This window comes from Pseudomonas sp. Z8(2022), from assembly GCF_025837155.1.
GTDB lineage: Bacteria > Pseudomonadota > Gammaproteobacteria > Pseudomonadales > Pseudomonadaceae > Aquipseudomonas.
The window spans coordinates 3033317-3051159 of sequence record NZ_CP107549.1 but is presented as its reverse complement, the minus strand read 5'-3'; the positions used below and the strand labels follow the sequence as shown (position 1 = coordinate 3051159).

Below are 17843 nucleotides of genomic sequence, written 5' to 3'. Positions count from 1 at the left end.
GGCAGGCGACCAGAGGTCGCCTGCCTCCTTTCGAGGTTCCGATCATGAAAATCGTCATCGCTCCCGACTCCTTCAAGGAGAGCCTCAGCGCACCCGACGTGGCTGCTGCCATCGCCCGAGGCTGGCTGCAGGTGTTCCCCGATGCCGAGTGCCTGCTCCGGCCCATGGCCGACGGTGGCGAGGGAACGGTGGATGCGGTTCTGGCCGCCGTGGGTGGCGAGCGTCGCGAATGCCGGGTACGCGGCCCCATGGGTGAACCGGTGACGGCGCACTGGGGCTGGCTGGGGCAGGGCACTGCGGTGGTCGAGATGGCGGCCGCCAGCGGCCTGCACTGGGTGCCGCGTGAGCAGCGCGACGCTCGCCGGGCCTGCAGCTTCGGCACAGGCGAGCTGATTCGCGAGGCACTGGACGCCGGCGCCACACGCATCATTCTCGGATTGGGCGGCAGTGCTACCAACGATGCCGGCCTCGGTCTGCTGCAGGCGCTGGGCATGCGCTTTGTCGATGCTCAGGGAAACCCGCTATCGCCAGGCGGTGCTGCCCTGGCGAATCTCGATCAGCTCGACCCGAGCGGTCTTGATGCGCGCCTGCTGAAGGTGCAGATCGAGGTCGCCGCCGATGTCGACAACCCTCTGTGCGGCCCTCGCGGCGCTTCTGCCGTGTTCGGCCCGCAGAAGGGGGCGACGCCTGAACATGTCGCCCAGCTCGACATGGCGCTCGGACGTTTCGCCCGTGTCGCAGCTGCCACGCTGGGCGAGGATCACGCTGAGTTTCCGGGTGTCGGTGCAGCTGGCGGGTTGGGTTTCGCAGCCCGTGCTTTTCTCAAGGCTAGCTTCCGTTCCGGTATCGAACTGGTAGCCGAACTCTCTGGCCTGGCCGCGGCGGTGGAGAATGCAGATCTGGTGATCACCGGCGAAGGGCGCATGGATGCCCAGACCCTGCACGGCAAGACCCCCGTCGGTGTCGCGCGTGTGGCGCGCGAGGCCGGGGTGCCGGTTATCGCCCTGGCCGGTAGCCTGGGCGACAACTATCAGGCGTTGTACGAGGCAGGTATCGAAGCCGCGTTCAGCCTGGCGCCGGGACCGCTGTCGCTGGAGCAGGCGATGGCCGGCGCGGCGGGCGAACTGCAGGCGCGCGCCACGGATATCGCCAGGCTCTGGCGTCTCGCCCGGGGCTGACGGGACGAACCCGGCTGAACTCGGTCTGTCTGACTTAACAATTGTTAAGGTTCTGTCGTGACAGTTGCGCGCGTCCGGCGTCTAATGGATTACGACACTTCAGGAGGAATTGCTATGCGTAAACCTACTCTGCTCATTACCTCGCTGGCCGCGCTGCTGGCCCTCGGCGGTTGCCAGTCCAGTCTGACTGGTGACACCTACAGTCGTGACGAGGCCCGAGCGGTGCAAACGGTACGCATGGGTACCATCGAGTCGCTGCGTCCGGTGAAGATCGAAGGTACCAAGACTCCGATCGGAGCTGGCGCCGGTGCGGTGATCGGCGGGGTAGGCGGTAGCGGGCTGGGCGGTGGTCGAGGCAGCGCCGTGATGGCGGTGGTCGGTGCCGTCGCCGGTGGCCTGCTGGGTGCCGCAGCCGAGGAAGGCCTGACCCGTACCCAGGGTGTGGAAATCACCGTACGTGAGGACGATGGCACCATGCGTGCCTATGTGCAGGAAGTCGAGCCGAACCAGGTGTTCCGCGTCGGTGAGCGCGTGCGCGTCATGACCGTCAACGGTACCAGCCGCGTCTCTCACTGATCCTCGTACAGGAGCCGGAGCAGTCGATGCTGCTCCGGCTTTTTTTTGTCCGGCTATAGTGGTGGGGCGATTGTCGGCATCGCGTTATGGACATGCGTAACCAAGTGTGTGTGACGATAACTCAATGCATGACGTTGCGTTGATAGTTATGGATAATCGCCCGTTATGCTTGTGCCGACAACGACTTAGCTGATTCGTTGTGGTGCATGGAATATCACCGTCAGGGAGTCTCGACTCCAATCCTGTGGATGAAACCGCATCACCTGACGTGCCTGCATAAGGGGTTTTCCGATGGCGCTTGCGCTGATTGTCGCCTTGCCATTTCTTGGATTGTTTCTGCCGGTGCTTGCCGACCGGCTCGGACGCTCGGCCTGTGCCGCTGCTGCGGCTCTCGCGCCCATCGTGGCGCTGGTACTGCTGTTCAACCAGCAGTCCGCGGTGTTCGCCGGAGAGGTGCTGCGGGTCAAGCTGGAGTGGCTGCCGCATCTGGGGCTGAACCTCAGCCTGCGTCTCGATGGCCTCGGCTTCCTGTTCGCGCTGCTGATTCTCGGCATCGGTCTGCTGGTCATCCTCTACGCCCGCTATTATCTGGCCAAGACCGAGCCGATGGGGCGCTTCTTCGCCTTCCTGCTGCTATTCATGGGCGCCATGCTCGGCGTGGTACTGTCGGAAAACCTGCTGCTGATGCTGATGTTCTGGGAACTGACCAGCCTGTCGTCGTTCCTGCTGATCGGGTTCTGGGGTTCGCGTTCCGAGGCCCGCAAGGGCGCGCGCATGGCCCTGGCAATCACCGGCGGTGGCGGTCTGGCGCTGCTCGCCGGCATCCTGCTGATCGGTCACATCGTCGGCAGCTTCGAGTTGTCCCAGGTGCTGGCGGCCGGTTATGCGATCCGGGCGCACGAGCTGTATCCGGTAGCGCTGGTGCTGGTGCTGCTGGGGGTGTTCACCAAGTCGGCGCAGTTCCCGTTCCACTTCTGGCTGCCGCACGCCATGGCGGCGCCTACGCCGGTGTCGGCCTATCTGCACTCGGCGACCATGGTCAAGGCCGGGGTATTCCTGCTGGCGCGCCTGTACCCGGCGCTGGCTGGTTCCGAGTGGTGGTTCTACATGGTCAGCCTGACCGGCCTGGCCACACTGCTGGTGGGCGCCTGCATGGCCCTGTTCCAGCATGATCTCAAGGGCCTGCTGGCCTATTCGACTATCAGCCACCTGGGCCTGATCACCCTGCTGTTCGGCCTGGATACCCGGCTGGCTGCGGTGGCTGCGGTGTTCCATATCATCAACCACGCCACCTTCAAGGCCTCGCTGTTCATGGCGGCGGGCATCATCGACCACGAGACCGGCATTCGCGATATGCGGCGCATCAACGGCTTGTGGAAGTACATGCCGCATACGGCGGTGCTGGCGATGGTAGCGGCTTCGGCCATGGCTGGCGTACCGCTGCTCAACGGTTTCCTGAGCAAGGAAATGTTCTTTACCGAAACCCTGCACCAGCACCTGCTGGGTGGTTTCAACTGGGTAATTCCGGCGGCTGCGACCGTGGCCGGCGTGTTCTCGGTCGCCTACTCGCTGCGCTTCATCCATGACGTGTTCTTCAACGGGGAACCGATCGACCTGCCCAAGTACCCACCGCACGAGCCGCCGCGCTACATGAAGGTGCCGGTAGAGGTGCTGGTGTTCCTCTGCCTGCTGGTGGGTGTCGTGCCGGCTTATACGGTGGCGCCGCTGCTGGCCGCTGCTGTCTCTGCGACACTGGGCGGCGAAGTGCCTGAGTACAGCCTGTCCATCTGGCACGGCCTCAATCTGCCGCTGTTGATGAGCTTCATCGCACTGTTCGGCGGCATCATCGTCTATATCTGCCGCAAGCCGCTGTTCCGCTGGTATGAAGGCTTGCCCAATCTGGATGCCAAGGATGTCTTCGATCAGGTGGTGCGTTACGCGACCCGCCTATCCGTGCGCATCACCAGCCGCCTGGAAAGCGGCTCGCTGCAGCGCTACCTGGCCTGGATGCTCGGCAGTGCCCTGACCCTGACGGTGATCGCCTTGTCGCCGCTGGAGCAACTGAGCGGCAGTGTGCCGATGACGCCGATCGATCTGCTGACTGTCACCGGCATGCTGATTCTGATGGTGACGGCAGTGCTCACCGTGGTCTTCCACCGTCGCCGCCTGGTCGCTCTGATGATTCTCAGCGGCGCGGGGCTGATGGTGGCGCTGGCCTTCGCCCGTTTCTCCGCCCCGGACCTGGCGCTGACCCAGCTGTCGGTCGAGGTGGTGACCATTATCCTGCTGACCCTCACCCTGTATTTCATGACCGACCGCACCCCGGCCGAGTCCAGCAGCCTGCGTGGCTTGCGCGATCTGGTTCTGGCACTGGGCAGCGGTACCATGGTGGCGATGCTGACCTATGCGGTGTTGACCCGTCCCTACCAGAGCATCTCGTCGTTCTTCCTCGAGAACAGCGTCTCCGGCGGTGGCGGTACCAATGTGGTCAACGTGATTCTGGTGGACTTCCGCGGCTTCGATACCCTGGGCGAGATCACCGTGCTAGCGATCGCCGCCATCGGCATTTACGCGCTACTGCATGGTCTGCATCTGCCGCACCCGACCCACGACAAGAATGGTCGGCCATGGTCGACCGATGCCCACCCGATGATTCTCGACAACCTGTCGCGTGCGATGCTGCCCATGGCACTGCTGATTTCGGCATTCATCTTCCTGCGCGGCCACAACCTGCCGGGTGGCGGCTTCATCGCCGGTCTGATCACCTCGGTGGCGTTGATTCTGCAATACATCTCTCACGGCGTGACCTGGACCCAGGAGCGCCTGAGGTTCAGCTATCACGCCACCGCCGGCTGGGGTGTGCTGATCGCCGGGTTGACCGGTCTGGGCAGCTGGGCGTTCGGCTCGCCGTTCCTGACTTCGGCGTTCGGCCATTTCCATATTCCGCTGATCGGCGAAATCGAACTGGCTACCGCCATCCTCTTCGATCTCGGGGTATTCCTGGCGGTCGTTGGTGCGACCCTGCTGATTCTTTCCAACATCGGCCATGTCAGTCAGGACGAGTCGTGCAAGGAGGTCATCTGATATGGAGGCATTATTTGCAATCACCCTCGGGGTGCTGACTGCCAGCGGCGTCTACCTGCTGCTGCGCGCGCGGATCTTCCCGGTGGTGATGGGGCTGACCCTGATCTCCTATGCGGTCAATCTGTTCATCTTCTCCATGGGCCGCCTCGGTACGGGCGTGCCGGCAGTGATCGGCAAGAGTGCCGAGTACGGTGACCCACTGCCGCAGGCGCTGGTGCTGACCGCGATCGTTATCGGCTTCGCCATGACGGCGTTCGTCGTGGTGCTGGCCCTGCGTGGGCTGGGTGAGCTGAAAACCGATCACGTCGATGGCGAGGAGCCGCGCGCATGAGTCACGCCATCATCCTTCCCATTCTCCTGCCGCTGTTCTTCGGCGCGTTGCTGCTGATTGGTCATGGCTGGTCGCGCGGGGTCCGGCGGGGTATTTCGCTGGTGGGCTGCCTGGCCCAGCTGCCGGTATCTGCGTACCTGGTGGTGCTGGCCGGGGCAGGGCAGTTGCAGGTTTACGCTCTGGGCAACTGGGCAGCGCCATTCGGCATCATGCTGCTGCTCGACCGCTTCAATGCTGCATTGCTTCTGGTTACCGCGCTGCTGGCCAGCCTGGCGCTGATCTACGCCTGCCGTGGCGAGGACGAGCGCGGGCCGAACTTCCATGCCCTGTTCCAGTTCCAGCTGCTGGGCATCAACGGTGCCTTCCTCACCGCGGATCTGTTCAACCTGTTCGTGTTCTTCGAGATCCTGCTGATCTCTTCCTACGCGCTGTTGCTGCATGGCAACCGTGCCAGTCAGGTCAGGGCGGGCGTGCATTACGTGGTGCTGAACTTGCTGGGGTCGTCGTTCTTCCTGATCGGCGTCAGTCTGCTGTACGGCCTGACCGGGACCCTGAACATGCCGGACCTGGCGCTGAAGGTGGTCAGCGTCGATGTCGCCGACGCGCCACTGATCAAGGCTGCCGCCTACCTGTTGCTGATCGTCTTCGGTCTCAAGGCCGCGGTATTGCCGCTGTGCTTCTGGTTGCCGCGGGCCTATTCCTCTGCGCCCGCTTCGGTGGCGGCCCTGTTCGCGATCATGACCAAGGTCGGCTTCTACGCCATCGTCCGCGTGTTCACCCTGATATTCGGTGAGCAGGCCGGGCCGCTGGCCAATTTCGGCCACGAACTGCTCTGGTGGCTGGCACTGCCGACCATTGCCTTCGGCGTGATTGGCGCTCTGGGTGCGCGACAACTGCAGGCGCTGCTGGCTTATCTGGTGGTGGTTTCGGTGGGTACTCTGCTGGCCGGCTTCGCCATCGGCAATGCCGCGGCGCTGAGTGCTGCGCTCTATTACATGCTGCACAGCACGCTGGTTAGCGGTGCGCTGTTCCTGCTGGCCGGCCTGGTGGTTGCCCAGCGCGACAGCGCAGGCGGTGATCTGCAGCAGGAGCGCGTGCTGCGTCAGCCGCTGGCGCTGGGCTGCATGTTCTTCTTCGCGTCCATTTCCGTGGCCGGGTTGCCGCCTTTCTCCGGTTTCCTCGGCAAGATGTTGTTGCTGCAGGCAGTGGAGCCGGGTTGGCAGGCCTGGAGCCTGTGGCCGGTGGTACTGATTGGCGGCTTGCTGACGCTGGTGGCACTGAGTCGTGCCGGTACCAGCCTGTTCTGGCTGGGGCATGGCGCGGATGCCTCGCCGTCCCAAGCCGAGCCGGCTGACCGCATCAGCCTGCTGGCTGCGCTGGGCCTGTTGCTGGCCAGCCCGCTGTTGCTGATTGCTGCCAGGCCCATCCTTGCCTATCTGGAGGCGGCCGCGGCGCAATTGCTCGATCTGCAACCCTATCTGTCGATCATCGCCGGAGGTGCAGCATGAGGCGTTTCTTCCCCCACCCGCGGATGATCCTGGTGCTGGCCGTGCTCTGGCTGTTTCTGGTCAACACCTTCAGCCTGGGGCAGCTCCTGCTCGGGCTGTTTCTTGCCTGGGCCATCGTCAACCTGTGTGGTGATTTTCTGCTGAGCGTACCGCGGGTGCGCAAACCGCTGGGGCTGTTGCTGTTCATCGGCAAGGTGTTCTACGACATCGTCGTAGCCAATCTGCAGGTGGTGAGGCTGGTGCTGGGCCCCAAATCGCGACTGAACCCTGCGTTCGTCGAAGTGCCGGTGGAGATCGAGGATGAGTTTGTCCTGTCTGCGCTGGCCTGCATCATCTCGCTGACCCCGGGCACGGTCTCTGCCGGCCTCAGCTCCGACCACAAGACACTATTGCTGCATGGGCTCGACGTACCGGACCGCGACGTGCTGATTGCCGAGGTCAAGAGCCGTTACGAAACGCCGCTGCTGGAGATTTTCGAATGCTCGAGAACGTAGTCTTTCTGTGCATGGGCATCCTCTCGCTGGCCATGCTGCTCAATGTCGCGCGCCTGGTGCAAGGTCCGAGCATCGTCGACCGGGTCCTGGCCCTGGATACCCTGTACATCAACGCGCTGGCGCTGATCGTGCTATTCGGCATCTGGCTGGCATCGGATCTGTTCTTCGAGGCAGCGCTGCTGATCGCGGTGATGGGCTTCGTTGGCACGGTTGCAGTAGGTAAACATCTGCTGCACGGCGACATCATCGATTAAGGGGGAATGACCATGCCGTTCTGGCTGGAACTGTTGATTTGCGCCTGCCTGATCCTGGGCAGCCTGTTCGCCCTGATCGGTGCCATCGGTCTGTATCGCCTGCCGGATTTCTTCACCCGCCTGCATGGCCCGACCAAGGCCACCACGCTGGGCGTCGGCAGTACGCTGATCGCATCCATACTGTTCTTCGCTCAGCATACCGGCAACATCAGCATTCACGAGCTGTTGATCACCCTGTTCCTGTTCATCACCGCACCGGTCAGCGCGCATATCCTGTCCAGGGCGGCGATGCAGCAGAAGGTCGAGCTGACCGAGCAGACCCGTGGTCAGCCGTGGGAGGATGATCACTGATTCACTGTCAGGTAATTTCCGACACGTTCGAGCGTGTTCGTTGATGGCGCGGCGGCGGATAGCCATTATCCTGCTCGCTGCTGCGCAGATGCTGTTTGCATGGGTGCTTTACAGCGTGGCGTTCGCCGCGATAGTGCTGCCGCTTCGCTTCAGAGGGCCCGGCCAGGTCGCTGACGTCCGGCCGGGCAGCGCTGCTTAGCGATTCAGCCCGAGCATGTCCTTGGCCACGGCTTCGGCCACGCGGATGCCGTCGACCCCGGCCGACAGAATGCCGCCGGCGTAGCCCGCACCTTCGCCGGCCGGATACAGGCCCTTGAGATTCAGACTCTGCAGGTCATCGCCACGGGTGATGCGCACTGGCGAGGAAGTACGCGTCTCGATGCCGGTGAGCACCGCATCGGCCAGGTCGAAACCCTTGATCTGCTTGCCGAAGGCCGGCAGGGCCTCGCGGATGGCTTCGATGGCGAAGTCCGGCAGCGACGGCGCCAGATCACCCAGTTTCACCCCCGGCTTGTAGGACGGCTGCACCTCACCCAGAGCAGTAGACGGTCTGCCTGCGATGAAGTCTCCGACCAGCTGCCCCGGCGCCTCGTAGTTGCGCCCGCCGAGCACGTAGGCGTGCGACTCCAGGCGCTCCTGCAGTTCCACACCGGCCAGCGGGCCGCCCGGGTAGTCCTGTTCGGGAGTGATGCCGACGACGATGCCGGCGTTGGCGTTGCGTTCGTTGCGCGAGTACTGGCTCATGCCGTTGGTGACCACGCGCTCGGGTTCGGAGGTGGCCGCGACCACCGTGCCGCCCGGGCACATGCAGAAGCTGTAGACCGAGCGGCCGTTGCTGGCGTGGTGCACCAGCTTGTAGTCGGCGGCGCCGAGTTTCGGGTGCCCGGCGTACTTGCCCAGGCGTGCACGGTCGATCAGCGACTGCGGATGCTCGATACGGAAACCCACGGAGAAGGGCTTGGCTTCCAGATACACGCCACGGGCGTGGAGCATGCGGAAGGTGTCGCGCGAGCTGTGGCCGAGGGCCAGCACCACGTGACGGCTGAGCAGCTGTTCAGCATTTTCCAGCACGACGCCGGTGAGCTGGCCGTCTTCGATGAGCAGGTCGCTGACGCGCTGCTGGAAGCGCACTTCGCCGCCCAGGGCCTTGATTTCCTCGCGCATGGTGGCGACCACACCGGTGAGACGGAAGGTGCCGATATGCGGCTTGCTGACGTAGAGGATCTCGTCCGGTGCGCCGGCCTTGACGAACTCTTCCAGCACCTTGCGCCCGTAATGGTTCGGGTCCTTGATCTGGCTGTACAGCTTGCCGTCGGAGAAGGTGCCGGCGCCGCCTTCACCGAACTGCACGTTGGAAGTCGGGTCGAGCACGTTCTTGCGCCACAGGCCCCAGGTGTCCTTGGTGCGCTGGCGCACTTCCTTGCCGCGCTCCAGCACGATGGGGCGCAGACCGGCCTGAGCCAGGATCAGCGCAGCGAAGATGCCGCAGGGGCCGAAACCGACCACGATGGGACGCTCGTCCAGCGGCAGGTCGGCCTTGCCGACCGGCTTGTAGGTGATGTCCGGCGCCGGGCCGACATGCTTGTCAGCGCCCAGGCGAGCCAGCAGTGCCGCTTCGTCTTTTACCTCGCAGTCGACCGTGTAGATGAACGGCATGTCGCCATACTTCTTGCGCGCATCGTAGCTGCGCTTGTACACGCTGAAGTCCAGCAGGTCGGCATCGGCGATGCCCAGGCGCTGCGCGATGGCCGGGCGCAAGGCGTCATCGGCATGGTCGAGGGGCAGTTTCAGTTCGGTCAGACGAATCATGGCAGTGTCCTGGTTGGCCGGTGGTGATCCGGCAAGGTAAAGAAGGGCGGCGATTGTACGGGATTCACTGGAGGAAAGGGGCTGGCTCGTCGAGCAGTAGGCCCGGTGATAGTAGGTCAGTCAGGGCGTTGCGCTAGCGTCTTTCCAGCGCCCGGCCGCGGGTGAACATCAGGGTGGCGCCGGCCAGGGTGGCGACCGCGGCATAGAGAATCACCGCCCGTGCGCCGAGAGCGTCGATAATCAGCCCTCCCAGCACGGCGCCCGCAGCGATGGCCACCTGGAAGGTGCAGGACAGCAATGCGCCGGCGCTTTCGGCGTTATCGGCGGCTGCGCGCGCATTCCACACCGAGATCGACACCGGGAAGGCACCGAAGGCGAAGCCCCAGAGGGCGGTCGCCACGAGTGCGACTTCCGCCTGTGTGCCGAACAGTGCCAGGGCGAGCGCCATGATGGTGATCATGAACGAGCAACTGGTAACGGCCCAGGCCGGACTGCGCGCAGCGACGAAGCCTCCGACCAGATTGCCGAGAAAACCGCAGACACCGAATGCCAGCAGAGCCAGCGAAACGGTGGCCACGTCCAGGCGCGGTACTTCCTCGAGAAAGGGGCGAATAAAGGTGAGTGCGGCGAAGTGCCCGGAAATGATCAGCAATCCCGAAGCGAGGCCGGTGGCGACCGAGGGGCGCGACAATGCGGCTCGGAACGAAGCCAGGTTCGGCGCGGTGTCAGTCGGCAGTCTGGGCAGGGTCAGCATCTGGATCACCAGCGCCACCACGCCGATGCCGGATGCGGCGAGAAAGGTCATCCGCCAGCCCCACAGATCTCCGAGAAAGGCCCCTAGCGGCGCAGCGAACACCGTGGCGAACGAGATGCCCATGAGGATGATCGAGATGGCCTTCGGCACCTTGTCAGGCGGCACCAGACGCAGGGCCAGTGCGGTCATCATGGCCCAGAAGCTGCCCAGGGCGAAGCCCAGCAGGCCGCGTGCGATCAGCAGGTCGGCGACGGTCGAGGCACAGGCGCAAAGAATGCTCGAAAGCACCAGCACCACCATCAGTCCCCAGACGATCTTCTGGCGATCCAGCCGGCCGGCACCCAGCACCACGAGCGGGCCGGCAAATGCCGCGACCACCGCCGTAGCGGTAATGGTCTGGCCGACGATGCCGTTGGACGTCCCCAGCTCGGTCGCCATGGGCGTAAGCAGGCTGATCGGCAGGAATTCCGCCGTCACCAGCCCGAAGGCGCCCAGGGCAAGAGAGATGACGGCCCACCACGCAGCTGACATGGATCGGATGTCAGTAGCGGATGAATCGGTATGGGGCATGATGGAATCCTTCTTTTTCGTCTCCGGTTAGCTCAGCCGAACTGCACCAGTTCGAGCGAGGGTAACGGTCCACCGGGAAATTGCGTGAGGCGCCCACCTTCGACCAGCTTGCCAAGGTCGATAGCGACGAAGCCCAGCTCATTGATCAGTGCGCTGACCTGGTTTTTCGCGCAATTGTCGTCACCCGCCAGGAACAGCACACGCCGGCCGCCGCGCTCGGCGGGATCGGCGATGAGCAGTCTGGGGTTCAGGTGATTGAACGCCTTCACCACATGGGCGCCCGGCACCAGGTCGGCAAACACTTCGCTTGAGGTGCGGCCATGCAGATCGATAGGGTTGAACAGCGGAGCTTCGATCGGGTTATTGCTGTCGATGACGATACGCCCGGCGAAGTTCGCCAGCCCGGACAGCGCGGCTGGCAGCTTCGACCAGTTCACCGCGACCAACACGATGGACTGCGCTGCCGCCTGCTCACGGGTGCCGGCACGGATGCTCGGGCCGATGGATTGTACCAGGCCTTGCAGGCTCTCTGGCCCGCGGCTGTTGGCGAGGATTGCCGGAATGTTCCGACGCGCCAGGGCGCGAGCGAAGGCCACGCCGATATGACCGGCACCGATGATGCCGATAGAGGACAATTTGCTCATGCCGGGGCTCCTTGAGACTGAGGTGTCGTAAACCATGGGGCAGGCTGAGTGGCCTGCCCCGGCGCACTCAGGAGGTCAACCCGCCATCAGCGAGGATGTCCGCACCGGTAATGAACGAGGCTTGCGGGCTGGCGATGAATGCCACGAGGCTGGCAATTTCGTGTGGCTCTCCATAGCGACCCACTGCCATGCGAGACGTCAGGAGCTGGGCAACCTCGCTATCGGCCGGGTTCATGTCGGTGTTCACTGGCCCTGGGTGGATGCTGTTGACCGTGATACCGCGTGGCCCCAGATCATGTGCCAGGCTGCGGTTGAAACCGGCGACGGCGCCTTTGGTCAGGCTGTATGCGGCAAGTCCGGGCACACCTGCGTACTTGGTGACCGAGCTGGCTATGTGGATGACACGACCGCCTGCCTGCATGTGCCTTACCGCTTCCTGGGTGGCGACGAAGACACCGGTCACGTTGACCGCGAGCATCTTCTGGTAATCCTCGAAGCTGGTTTCTTCGAACTGACTGAACACGCCGACACCGGCGTTATTCACCAGAATGTCGAGGCCGCCGAAGGCTTCTACCGTCTGCGCGACGGCGGCACGCACGGCCTCGGGATCGGCTGCGTCTGCCTGGATCGCCAGCACGCGCCCCCCTGTCGACTCGATGGCCGCTGCGGTTTCCTTGGCCTGTTGGGGCGAGCCATTGTAAGTAAAGGCAACCTGGGCACCGTCGGCGGCCAGGCGTTTGGCGATAGCCGCGCCGATTGAGCGAGAGCCGCCTGTTACCAGAGCCGTCTTGCCGGACAGGGGAAGGGTTGGGGAAGAAGTTACGTTGCTCATGGTTCACTCCGTTTGATTGCCGAGAAATTCGGTGGAGTGACTATCGCGTTTTCATTTCTCTTTGATTAGCGGCTAATCATTTGGATTATCTTCAAGTATCTATTTAAGATCGGCTGATGGAAACGCTCACCAATCTTGAATCCTTCGTGCGCAGCGCCGAGAGCGGCAGCTTCTCGGCGGCTGCACGCCGCCTTGCTCTGACACCGGCAGCGGTGAGCCGCAACGTCGCCATGCTGGAGCGCAACCTGGGCGTACGGCTATTCCAGCGCTCGACACGCAAGCTGACGCTGACCGAGGCCGGGGAGACGTTCCTCAATGCCATCGGCGACAACTTGGAGTCCCTGCAGCACGCCATCGCCGCAGTATCCGCCGATGATGGCCAGCCGGCCGGTGTGCTCAAGATCAGCGTGGCGCCATCTTTCGGGCTCGATTACCTGCTACCGCTATTGCCCGAGTTTCTCCAGCGCTATCCCCGGGTAAGGCCCGAGTGGCACTTCGAGAACCGTGCGGTCGATCTGATTGCCGAAGGTTACGATGCGGCCATTGGCGGTGGCTTCGAACTGGCAACTGGCGTGGTTGCCCGAACGCTGGCTGCGCTGCATGTCATCGCCTTCGCTTCGCCCGCTTATCTGGCCCGTAACCCGTTGCCAGCCGATCCTTCGGGGTTGATCGAGCTGGATGGCATCGTCATGCGCTCCCTTTCTTCGGGGCGTATCCGCACCTGGAACATGCGCACCGTGCAGGGCGATGAGGTGGCCGCCGCGATGCGAGAAACCATCGTGGTCAATGATCCTACGGCCGTGCGAGAAGCGGCGCTGCTGGGCCTGGGGGTGGCGATGCTTGCCGTGCCCGATGTGTTGCCCTGGCTGGAGTCGGGCGAGCTGGTGCGGGTGCTGCCGCGCTGGTGGGCGGATGCCGGCGCGTTGTCGCTGTATTACCCCAGCCGTCAGTTGCTGCCGGGCAAGACGCGCAGCTTCATCGACTTCGTGGTCGAGGCCTTCGAGCGGGAAGATTATGCGCGGCGTTTCGCCGGCAGTCTGGGCTAGCGGTTAGCGCGGTCGCACGCTTCGTGCGGGTGACCCTGCGCAGGATCACCCACAGACCAACGGTCAGTTACGCGCGCCGCCGAAGTGTGCGCAGCCACGCATCACCTGGCCGTCGAGACGCAGCTCGGCGCTGAGGTGATTGACGGCGCCACTCATGTCGTCGACGCAGCGCTGCGGGGCAACCCACAGATCGAGGCGCTGGCCGTTGGCTTCGCTGCTGAAGTTGAGGCGGCCGTCCGGTAGCTGCTCTTCCAGATAGGGCAGCGCCAGCGGCTCATGCTCGGGGCGGTTGAGTACCAGGCCCTTGCTACCGACTTCCAGCTGCCAGAACGGCTCGTTGCCACTGGCGCGCAGGGTCAGACGTTTGAAGTTGAGGTCGTCGCAGCCGAGACCTTCACCCTGCAGGCGATAGACCTGGCTGACCCCGAAGCTGCCATCGCTGCCCTTGCCCTGACTGCCGCCCAGTTGCCCGGCCAGGTCGGCGAACAGGCTGCTCTGGCCATCACGGGCGAGCTGCCTGGCCTCACGCTCGACAGTGCCAGCCTCGCCATTGAGCAACACGAAGCGGCGCTGCTCCTGACAGGGCATGAAGACCAGTTGGCCATTCTCGACCTGTACCTGGCCCTGCAGACGTGTGGCAGCGGGCGGGCCTTCCGGTTTGCCGGTGTAGACCTGGCAGGCGGCCAGTAGCGGGAGTAGGGCAACGCTGGTGAGCAGGGAGCGGGTGATGGACATGGGTCTCTCCGGATTCGAGCGGCCACCATAGCCACAGCGCGGCCCTGGCTCAAGCCGTTTGCTTTGACTGAGTACCGCGAGTGCGGCCTAATTCGCCCCTCCAGTCCGATCGAGCTCCTTCTGCGATGCCCAGTTCCGTCATGCGCCCCAGCACCCTTCATCTGCCACAGGGCAACTGGGACACGGTGCTCGATTGTCTTTGCGATCACTTTCCCGCCATTGATCGCGCTACCTGGCTGCAGCGTATGGTGCGCGGGCGTGTGCTGGACGCGGCTGGCGCGCCCATCGATGCCGCGCATCCCTATCGCGTCGGGCTCAAGGTGCGCTATTTCCGCGAGGTGCCCAACGAGACGCCAATTCCGTTCGTCGAGCAGGTGCTCTGGCAGGACGAGCATCTGCTGGTTGCCGACAAGCCGCATTTCCTGCCGGTGATGCCGGCGGGTGAGTATGTCGAGCAGACCCTGCTGGCCCGGCTGATCAAGCGCACCGGCAATCCGGACCTGGTACCGATCCACCGTATCGACCGGCTGACTGCCGGTCTGGTGCTGTTCTCGGTCAACCCGGCCAGCCGCAGCCAGTACCAGGCGCTGTTTCGCCAGCGTGCCGTGGAAAAACGCTACGAAGCCATCGCACCCGCGTTGCCGCAGCTGCAGTTTCCCTACCTGCACCGTTCACGAATGGTCGACGGAGAGCCCTTCTTCCGCATGCAGCAGGTGGCCGGGGAGGCCAATAGCGAGACGCTGATCGAGGTCATCGAGCAGCGTGGCGAGCTGTGGCGTTACGGCCTGTCGCCGGTAACCGGGCGCAAGCATCAACTGCGTGTGCATCTGGCCGGGCTCGGCGCGCCCATAGTCGGCGACGACTTCTATCCGCAGTTGCTGGAGTCACGCAACCTGCCGGATGACTACAGCAAGCCGCTGAAGTTGCTGGCGCGTGGTCTGCGCTTCGTCGATCCGCTCAATCACCAGACGCGCGAGTTTGCCAGCCAGCTGCAACTGCAGTGGTAGAAGCTCGTTCCTGGTAGACGACAGCCGCCGGCTCTGTGCTGCTCCCTGGCAGCGTATGTCGGCGCCACAGCCTGCCATGAAAAAGCCCGCACGAGGCGGGCTAAGCGTGGCTCTTGCACCAGAGCCTGAACAAGGGCTCGGCGAGAAACATCACCAGAAACAACCGTAGTACCTGCAGGGCAGTTACCAGCGCGACCGACAGCTGGAGGGCTTCGGCGGTCAGGCATAGTTCGGTGATGCCGCCGGGCATCATGCCGAGCATCAGTGAAAGGTGATCTTCGCCGGCCAGCCAGCCCATGACTTCACCCAGCATGGCGGCTGCCAGCATGGCGAGCAGGGTGAAAACCAGCACGCGGGCGAGAAAGCCCGGTGCGCTGCGGAAGAAGGCGTGATCGAAGTGGCAGCCCAAGGCGCAGCCGATCAGCCATTGGCCAAGCTGGCCCACGCCCTGTGGCAGACCCAGACGCAGGTCGAAGCTGGCGCTGGCCACGGCACAGGTGACCAGCGGACCGAGCATCCAGGGGTTGGGTTGTTTCAGTCGTCCCCAGAACACCGCCAGCACGGCGCCGGCAGCGAGCAGGCCGAGCAGCCAGCTCCAGTCCGTTGGGGCGCGAGGGGGAGCGCTGACCTCGGGCAGGCCCCAGGTGAACAGCGCCGGAATCAGCAGTACCACCAGCAGCAGGCGCAGGCTGTGAGCCGCCGCCACACGTGCGGGTTGCGCATCGTGGCGCAGGGCCAGGTTGACCATTTCGCTGGCGCCGCCAGGCATGCTGGCGAAGAAGGCGGTCGCGCGGTCGACGCCGGAACGGCGCAGGATCGCAATGCCGATCAGGCTGAGCAGGAGCGTGCCGAATGCGCCCATCACGATCACCGGCAGATGGCTGACGACCTGTTGCAGCACGTCGCTGGTGAAGTGCAGGCCGATGCTACTGGCAATCAGCCATTGTCCGGCCTTGCGTCCGCCCGGCAGTTCACTGAAGGCGCGATTGGCCAGGCAGCGCAAGCCGATCACTGCCAGCAGCGAGCCGACCATCCACGGCAAAGGCCAGCCGGCCAGGCTGGCCAGATAACCACCCAACGCGCCGGCCAGTGGCGTAGGCCACCAGCCGCGTGGGTTAAAGGAAGCGATGCTCAGGGACACGCATCTTCCTCAGGCGGCGTCAGCCACTTCTGCCTGATGCTGGCTGCGCTTGCGCCAGCTGCGGTAGAAGGGCAGGGCGATCATGCCGACGATCAGGGTCCACACGCCCCAGGTGATCGGGCTGGCGAACAGGATGCCAAGCTCGCCGTTGGAGATTGACAGTGCACGACGCAGGTTCTGCTCCATCAGACCGCCGAGGATGAAGCCCAGCAGAATGGCCGACAGTGGGAAATCCAGCTTGCGCAGGATGTAGCCGGCGACGCCGATGGCGATCATCAGGAACAGGTCGAAGGTGGTGGCGTGTACTGCGTAGACACCGATCGAGGTGATGATGGCGATGGCCGGTACCAGTGCCCAGTAAGGCACGGCAAGGATCTTGGTGAAGATCTTGATCATCGGAATGTTCATCACGATCAGCATGACGTTGGCGACGAACAGCGATGCGATCAGACCCCAGACGATGTCCGGCTGGTTCTGGAACAGCAGCGGGCCGGGAGTGATGTTGTACAGCGTCAGCGCGCCGAGCATCACCGCAGTGGTACCCGAGCCCGGTACGCCGAGGGTCAGCATTGGCACCATGGAGCCGCAGGCCGAAGCGCTGTTGGCGGTTTCCGGAGCAGCCAGGCCTCGCAGATCGCCGTTGCCGAACTTGTTGTCCTTGTGCGCCAGACGTTTTTCGCTCATGTAGGCTACGGCGCTGGCCAGGGTAGCGCCTGCGCCCGGCAGGATGCCGAGGATGAAACCGAGGCTGCCACTGCGCAGGTTGGTGCCCAGTACCGAAGCGCCTTCCTTGAGATTGAACAGCATGCGACCGCTGGCTTCGATGGCTTTCTGGCCATGGTGGCTACGCTCGAGCAGGACGAGGATTTCGCTGACCGAGAACAGGCCAAGCACCAGCACCACGAACTGGATGCCGTCGGCCAGACCGAGGCTGCCGAAGGTGAAACGATACACGCCGCTGTTGGAGTCGATGCCGACGCAGGACAGGAACAGGCCGATGCAGCAGGCAATGGCGGTTTTCATCGGTTTGTTGCCGGCCATGCCGGCCAGACAGGTGATGGCGAACACCATCAGCACGAAGTATTCCGCAGGGCCGAACGCTACCGCCCACTTGGCTAGCAGCGGGGCGAAGATGACCACACCGCAGGTGGCGATCAGGCCGCCGACGAAAGAGCTCCAGGCGGAGATGGACAGGGCAACGCCCGCTTTACCCTGACGTGCCAGCGGGTAGCCGTCGAGGGTGGTCATCACGGCCGAGGCTTCGCCCGGGATGTTCAGCAGAATCGAGGAAATACGGCCGCCATACTCGCAGCCCAGATACACGGCCGCCAGCAGGATCAGCGCGGTTTCCGGCGGCAGACCGAGGGCGAAGGCGATGGGGATCAGCAGCGCCACGCCGTTGATCGGGCCCAGGCCGGGAAGCAGGCCGACGACCGTACCGATCAGGGTGCCGCACAGGGCAGTGAGCAGGTTGTAGGGGCTCAGGGCGACGCCGAAGCCCTGACCGAGATAGCTGAGGGTATCCATGA

The 17843-nt window shown here is 64.0% G+C and carries 17 protein-coding genes; 10 read left to right on the top strand and 7 right to left on the bottom strand.

Annotated features, from left to right (window positions below):
* Positions 1 to 44: 44 nt before the first annotated feature.
* The 8 genes from OEG79_RS14510 (at position 45) to OEG79_RS14475 (ending at position 7776) form a co-directional block, all read left to right on the top strand.
* Complete coding sequence (locus tag OEG79_RS14510; protein WP_264145690.1) at positions 45 to 1178, top strand: glycerate kinase; 1134 nt, start codon at positions 45 to 47, stop codon at positions 1176 to 1178.
* A 114-nt stretch (positions 1179 to 1292) separates the two neighbouring features.
* A complete protein-coding gene (locus OEG79_RS14505; protein WP_264145689.1) occupies positions 1293 to 1754 on the top strand; it encodes a hypothetical protein in 462 nt (153 codons plus the stop codon).
* A gap of 291 nt (positions 1755 to 2045) precedes the next feature.
* A complete protein-coding gene (locus OEG79_RS14500; protein WP_264145688.1) occupies positions 2046 to 4838 on the top strand; it encodes a monovalent cation/H+ antiporter subunit A in 2793 nt (930 codons plus the stop codon).
* Position 4839: 1 nt separating this feature from the next.
* Positions 4840 to 5169, top strand: a complete 330-nt coding sequence (locus OEG79_RS14495; RefSeq protein WP_264145687.1) for a Na+/H+ antiporter subunit C — start codon at positions 4840 to 4842, stop codon at positions 5167 to 5169.
* Entirely contained in the window at positions 5166 to 6677 is a 1512-nt protein-coding gene (locus OEG79_RS14490) for a monovalent cation/H+ antiporter subunit D (protein ID WP_264145686.1), read from the top strand. Before OEG79_RS14495 ends, OEG79_RS14490 begins: the two co-directional genes overlap by 4 nt.
* Entirely contained in the window at positions 6674 to 7171 is a 498-nt protein-coding gene (locus OEG79_RS14485; RefSeq protein ID WP_264145685.1) for a Na+/H+ antiporter subunit E, read from the top strand. Before OEG79_RS14490 ends, OEG79_RS14485 begins: the two co-directional genes overlap by 4 nt.
* Complete coding sequence (locus OEG79_RS14480; protein WP_264145684.1) at positions 7156 to 7425, top strand: K+/H+ antiporter subunit F; 270 nt, start codon at positions 7156 to 7158, stop codon at positions 7423 to 7425. Before OEG79_RS14485 ends, OEG79_RS14480 begins: the two co-directional genes overlap by 16 nt.
* Before the next feature lie 12 nt (positions 7426 to 7437).
* Positions 7438 to 7776, top strand: coding sequence for a Na+/H+ antiporter subunit G (locus OEG79_RS14475; RefSeq protein ID WP_264145683.1), 339 nt, complete (start codon positions 7438 to 7440; stop codon positions 7774 to 7776).
* A gap of 195 nt (positions 7777 to 7971) precedes the next feature.
* On the opposite strand, the gene OEG79_RS14470 is transcribed toward OEG79_RS14475, so the two are convergent.
* The 4 genes from OEG79_RS14470 to OEG79_RS14455 form a co-directional block, all read right to left on the bottom strand.
* Entirely contained in the window at positions 7972 to 9585 is a 1614-nt protein-coding gene (locus OEG79_RS14470; protein WP_264145682.1) for an NAD(P)/FAD-dependent oxidoreductase, read from the bottom strand.
* Between the two features lie 133 nt (positions 9586 to 9718).
* On the bottom strand, positions 9719 to 10870 hold the full coding sequence (locus OEG79_RS14465; RefSeq protein WP_264145681.1) for an MFS transporter: 1152 nt from the start codon (positions 10868 to 10870) through the stop codon (positions 9719 to 9721).
* Positions 10871 to 10941: 71 nt separating this feature from the next.
* Positions 10942 to 11544, bottom strand: coding sequence for an NADPH-dependent F420 reductase (locus OEG79_RS14460; protein WP_264148727.1), 603 nt, complete (start codon positions 11542 to 11544; stop codon positions 10942 to 10944).
* Positions 11545 to 11620: 76 nt separating this feature from the next.
* Positions 11621 to 12385 carry an SDR family NAD(P)-dependent oxidoreductase gene (locus OEG79_RS14455; protein WP_264145680.1) on the bottom strand — a complete coding sequence of 255 codons (765 nt, stop codon included), beginning with the start codon at positions 12383 to 12385 and terminating at the stop codon, positions 11621 to 11623.
* A gap of 116 nt (positions 12386 to 12501) precedes the next feature.
* Between OEG79_RS14455 and OEG79_RS14450 the strand changes: the two genes are divergently transcribed.
* The gene (locus OEG79_RS14450) at positions 12502 to 13431 is read left to right on the top strand and encodes a LysR family transcriptional regulator (RefSeq protein ID WP_264145679.1); all 930 of its coding nucleotides are present in this window, start codon (positions 12502 to 12504) and stop codon (positions 13429 to 13431) included.
* Positions 13432 to 13494: 63 nt separating this feature from the next.
* Here the strand turns inward: OEG79_RS14450 and OEG79_RS14445 are convergent, their stop codons facing one another.
* Entirely contained in the window at positions 13495 to 14166 is a 672-nt protein-coding gene (locus OEG79_RS14445; RefSeq protein ID WP_264145678.1) for a COG3650 family protein, read from the bottom strand.
* A 125-nt stretch (positions 14167 to 14291) separates the two neighbouring features.
* Here OEG79_RS14445 and OEG79_RS14440 point away from each other — a divergent pair, with 125 nt between their 5' ends.
* A complete protein-coding gene (locus tag OEG79_RS14440) occupies positions 14292 to 15173 on the top strand; it encodes a pseudouridine synthase (RefSeq protein ID WP_264145677.1) in 882 nt (293 codons plus the stop codon).
* Positions 15174 to 15273: 100 nt separating this feature from the next.
* Here OEG79_RS14440 and OEG79_RS14435 read toward each other — a convergent pair whose 3' ends face one another.
* Positions 15274 to 16308 carry an AbrB family transcriptional regulator gene (locus tag OEG79_RS14435; protein WP_264148726.1) on the bottom strand — a complete coding sequence of 345 codons (1035 nt, stop codon included), beginning with the start codon at positions 16306 to 16308 and terminating at the stop codon, positions 15274 to 15276.
* A gap of 15 nt (positions 16309 to 16323) precedes the next feature.
* Entirely contained in the window at positions 16324 to 17841 is a 1518-nt protein-coding gene (locus OEG79_RS14430) for a tripartite tricarboxylate transporter permease (protein WP_264145676.1), read from the bottom strand.
* Positions 17842 to 17843 lie beyond the last annotated feature (2 nt).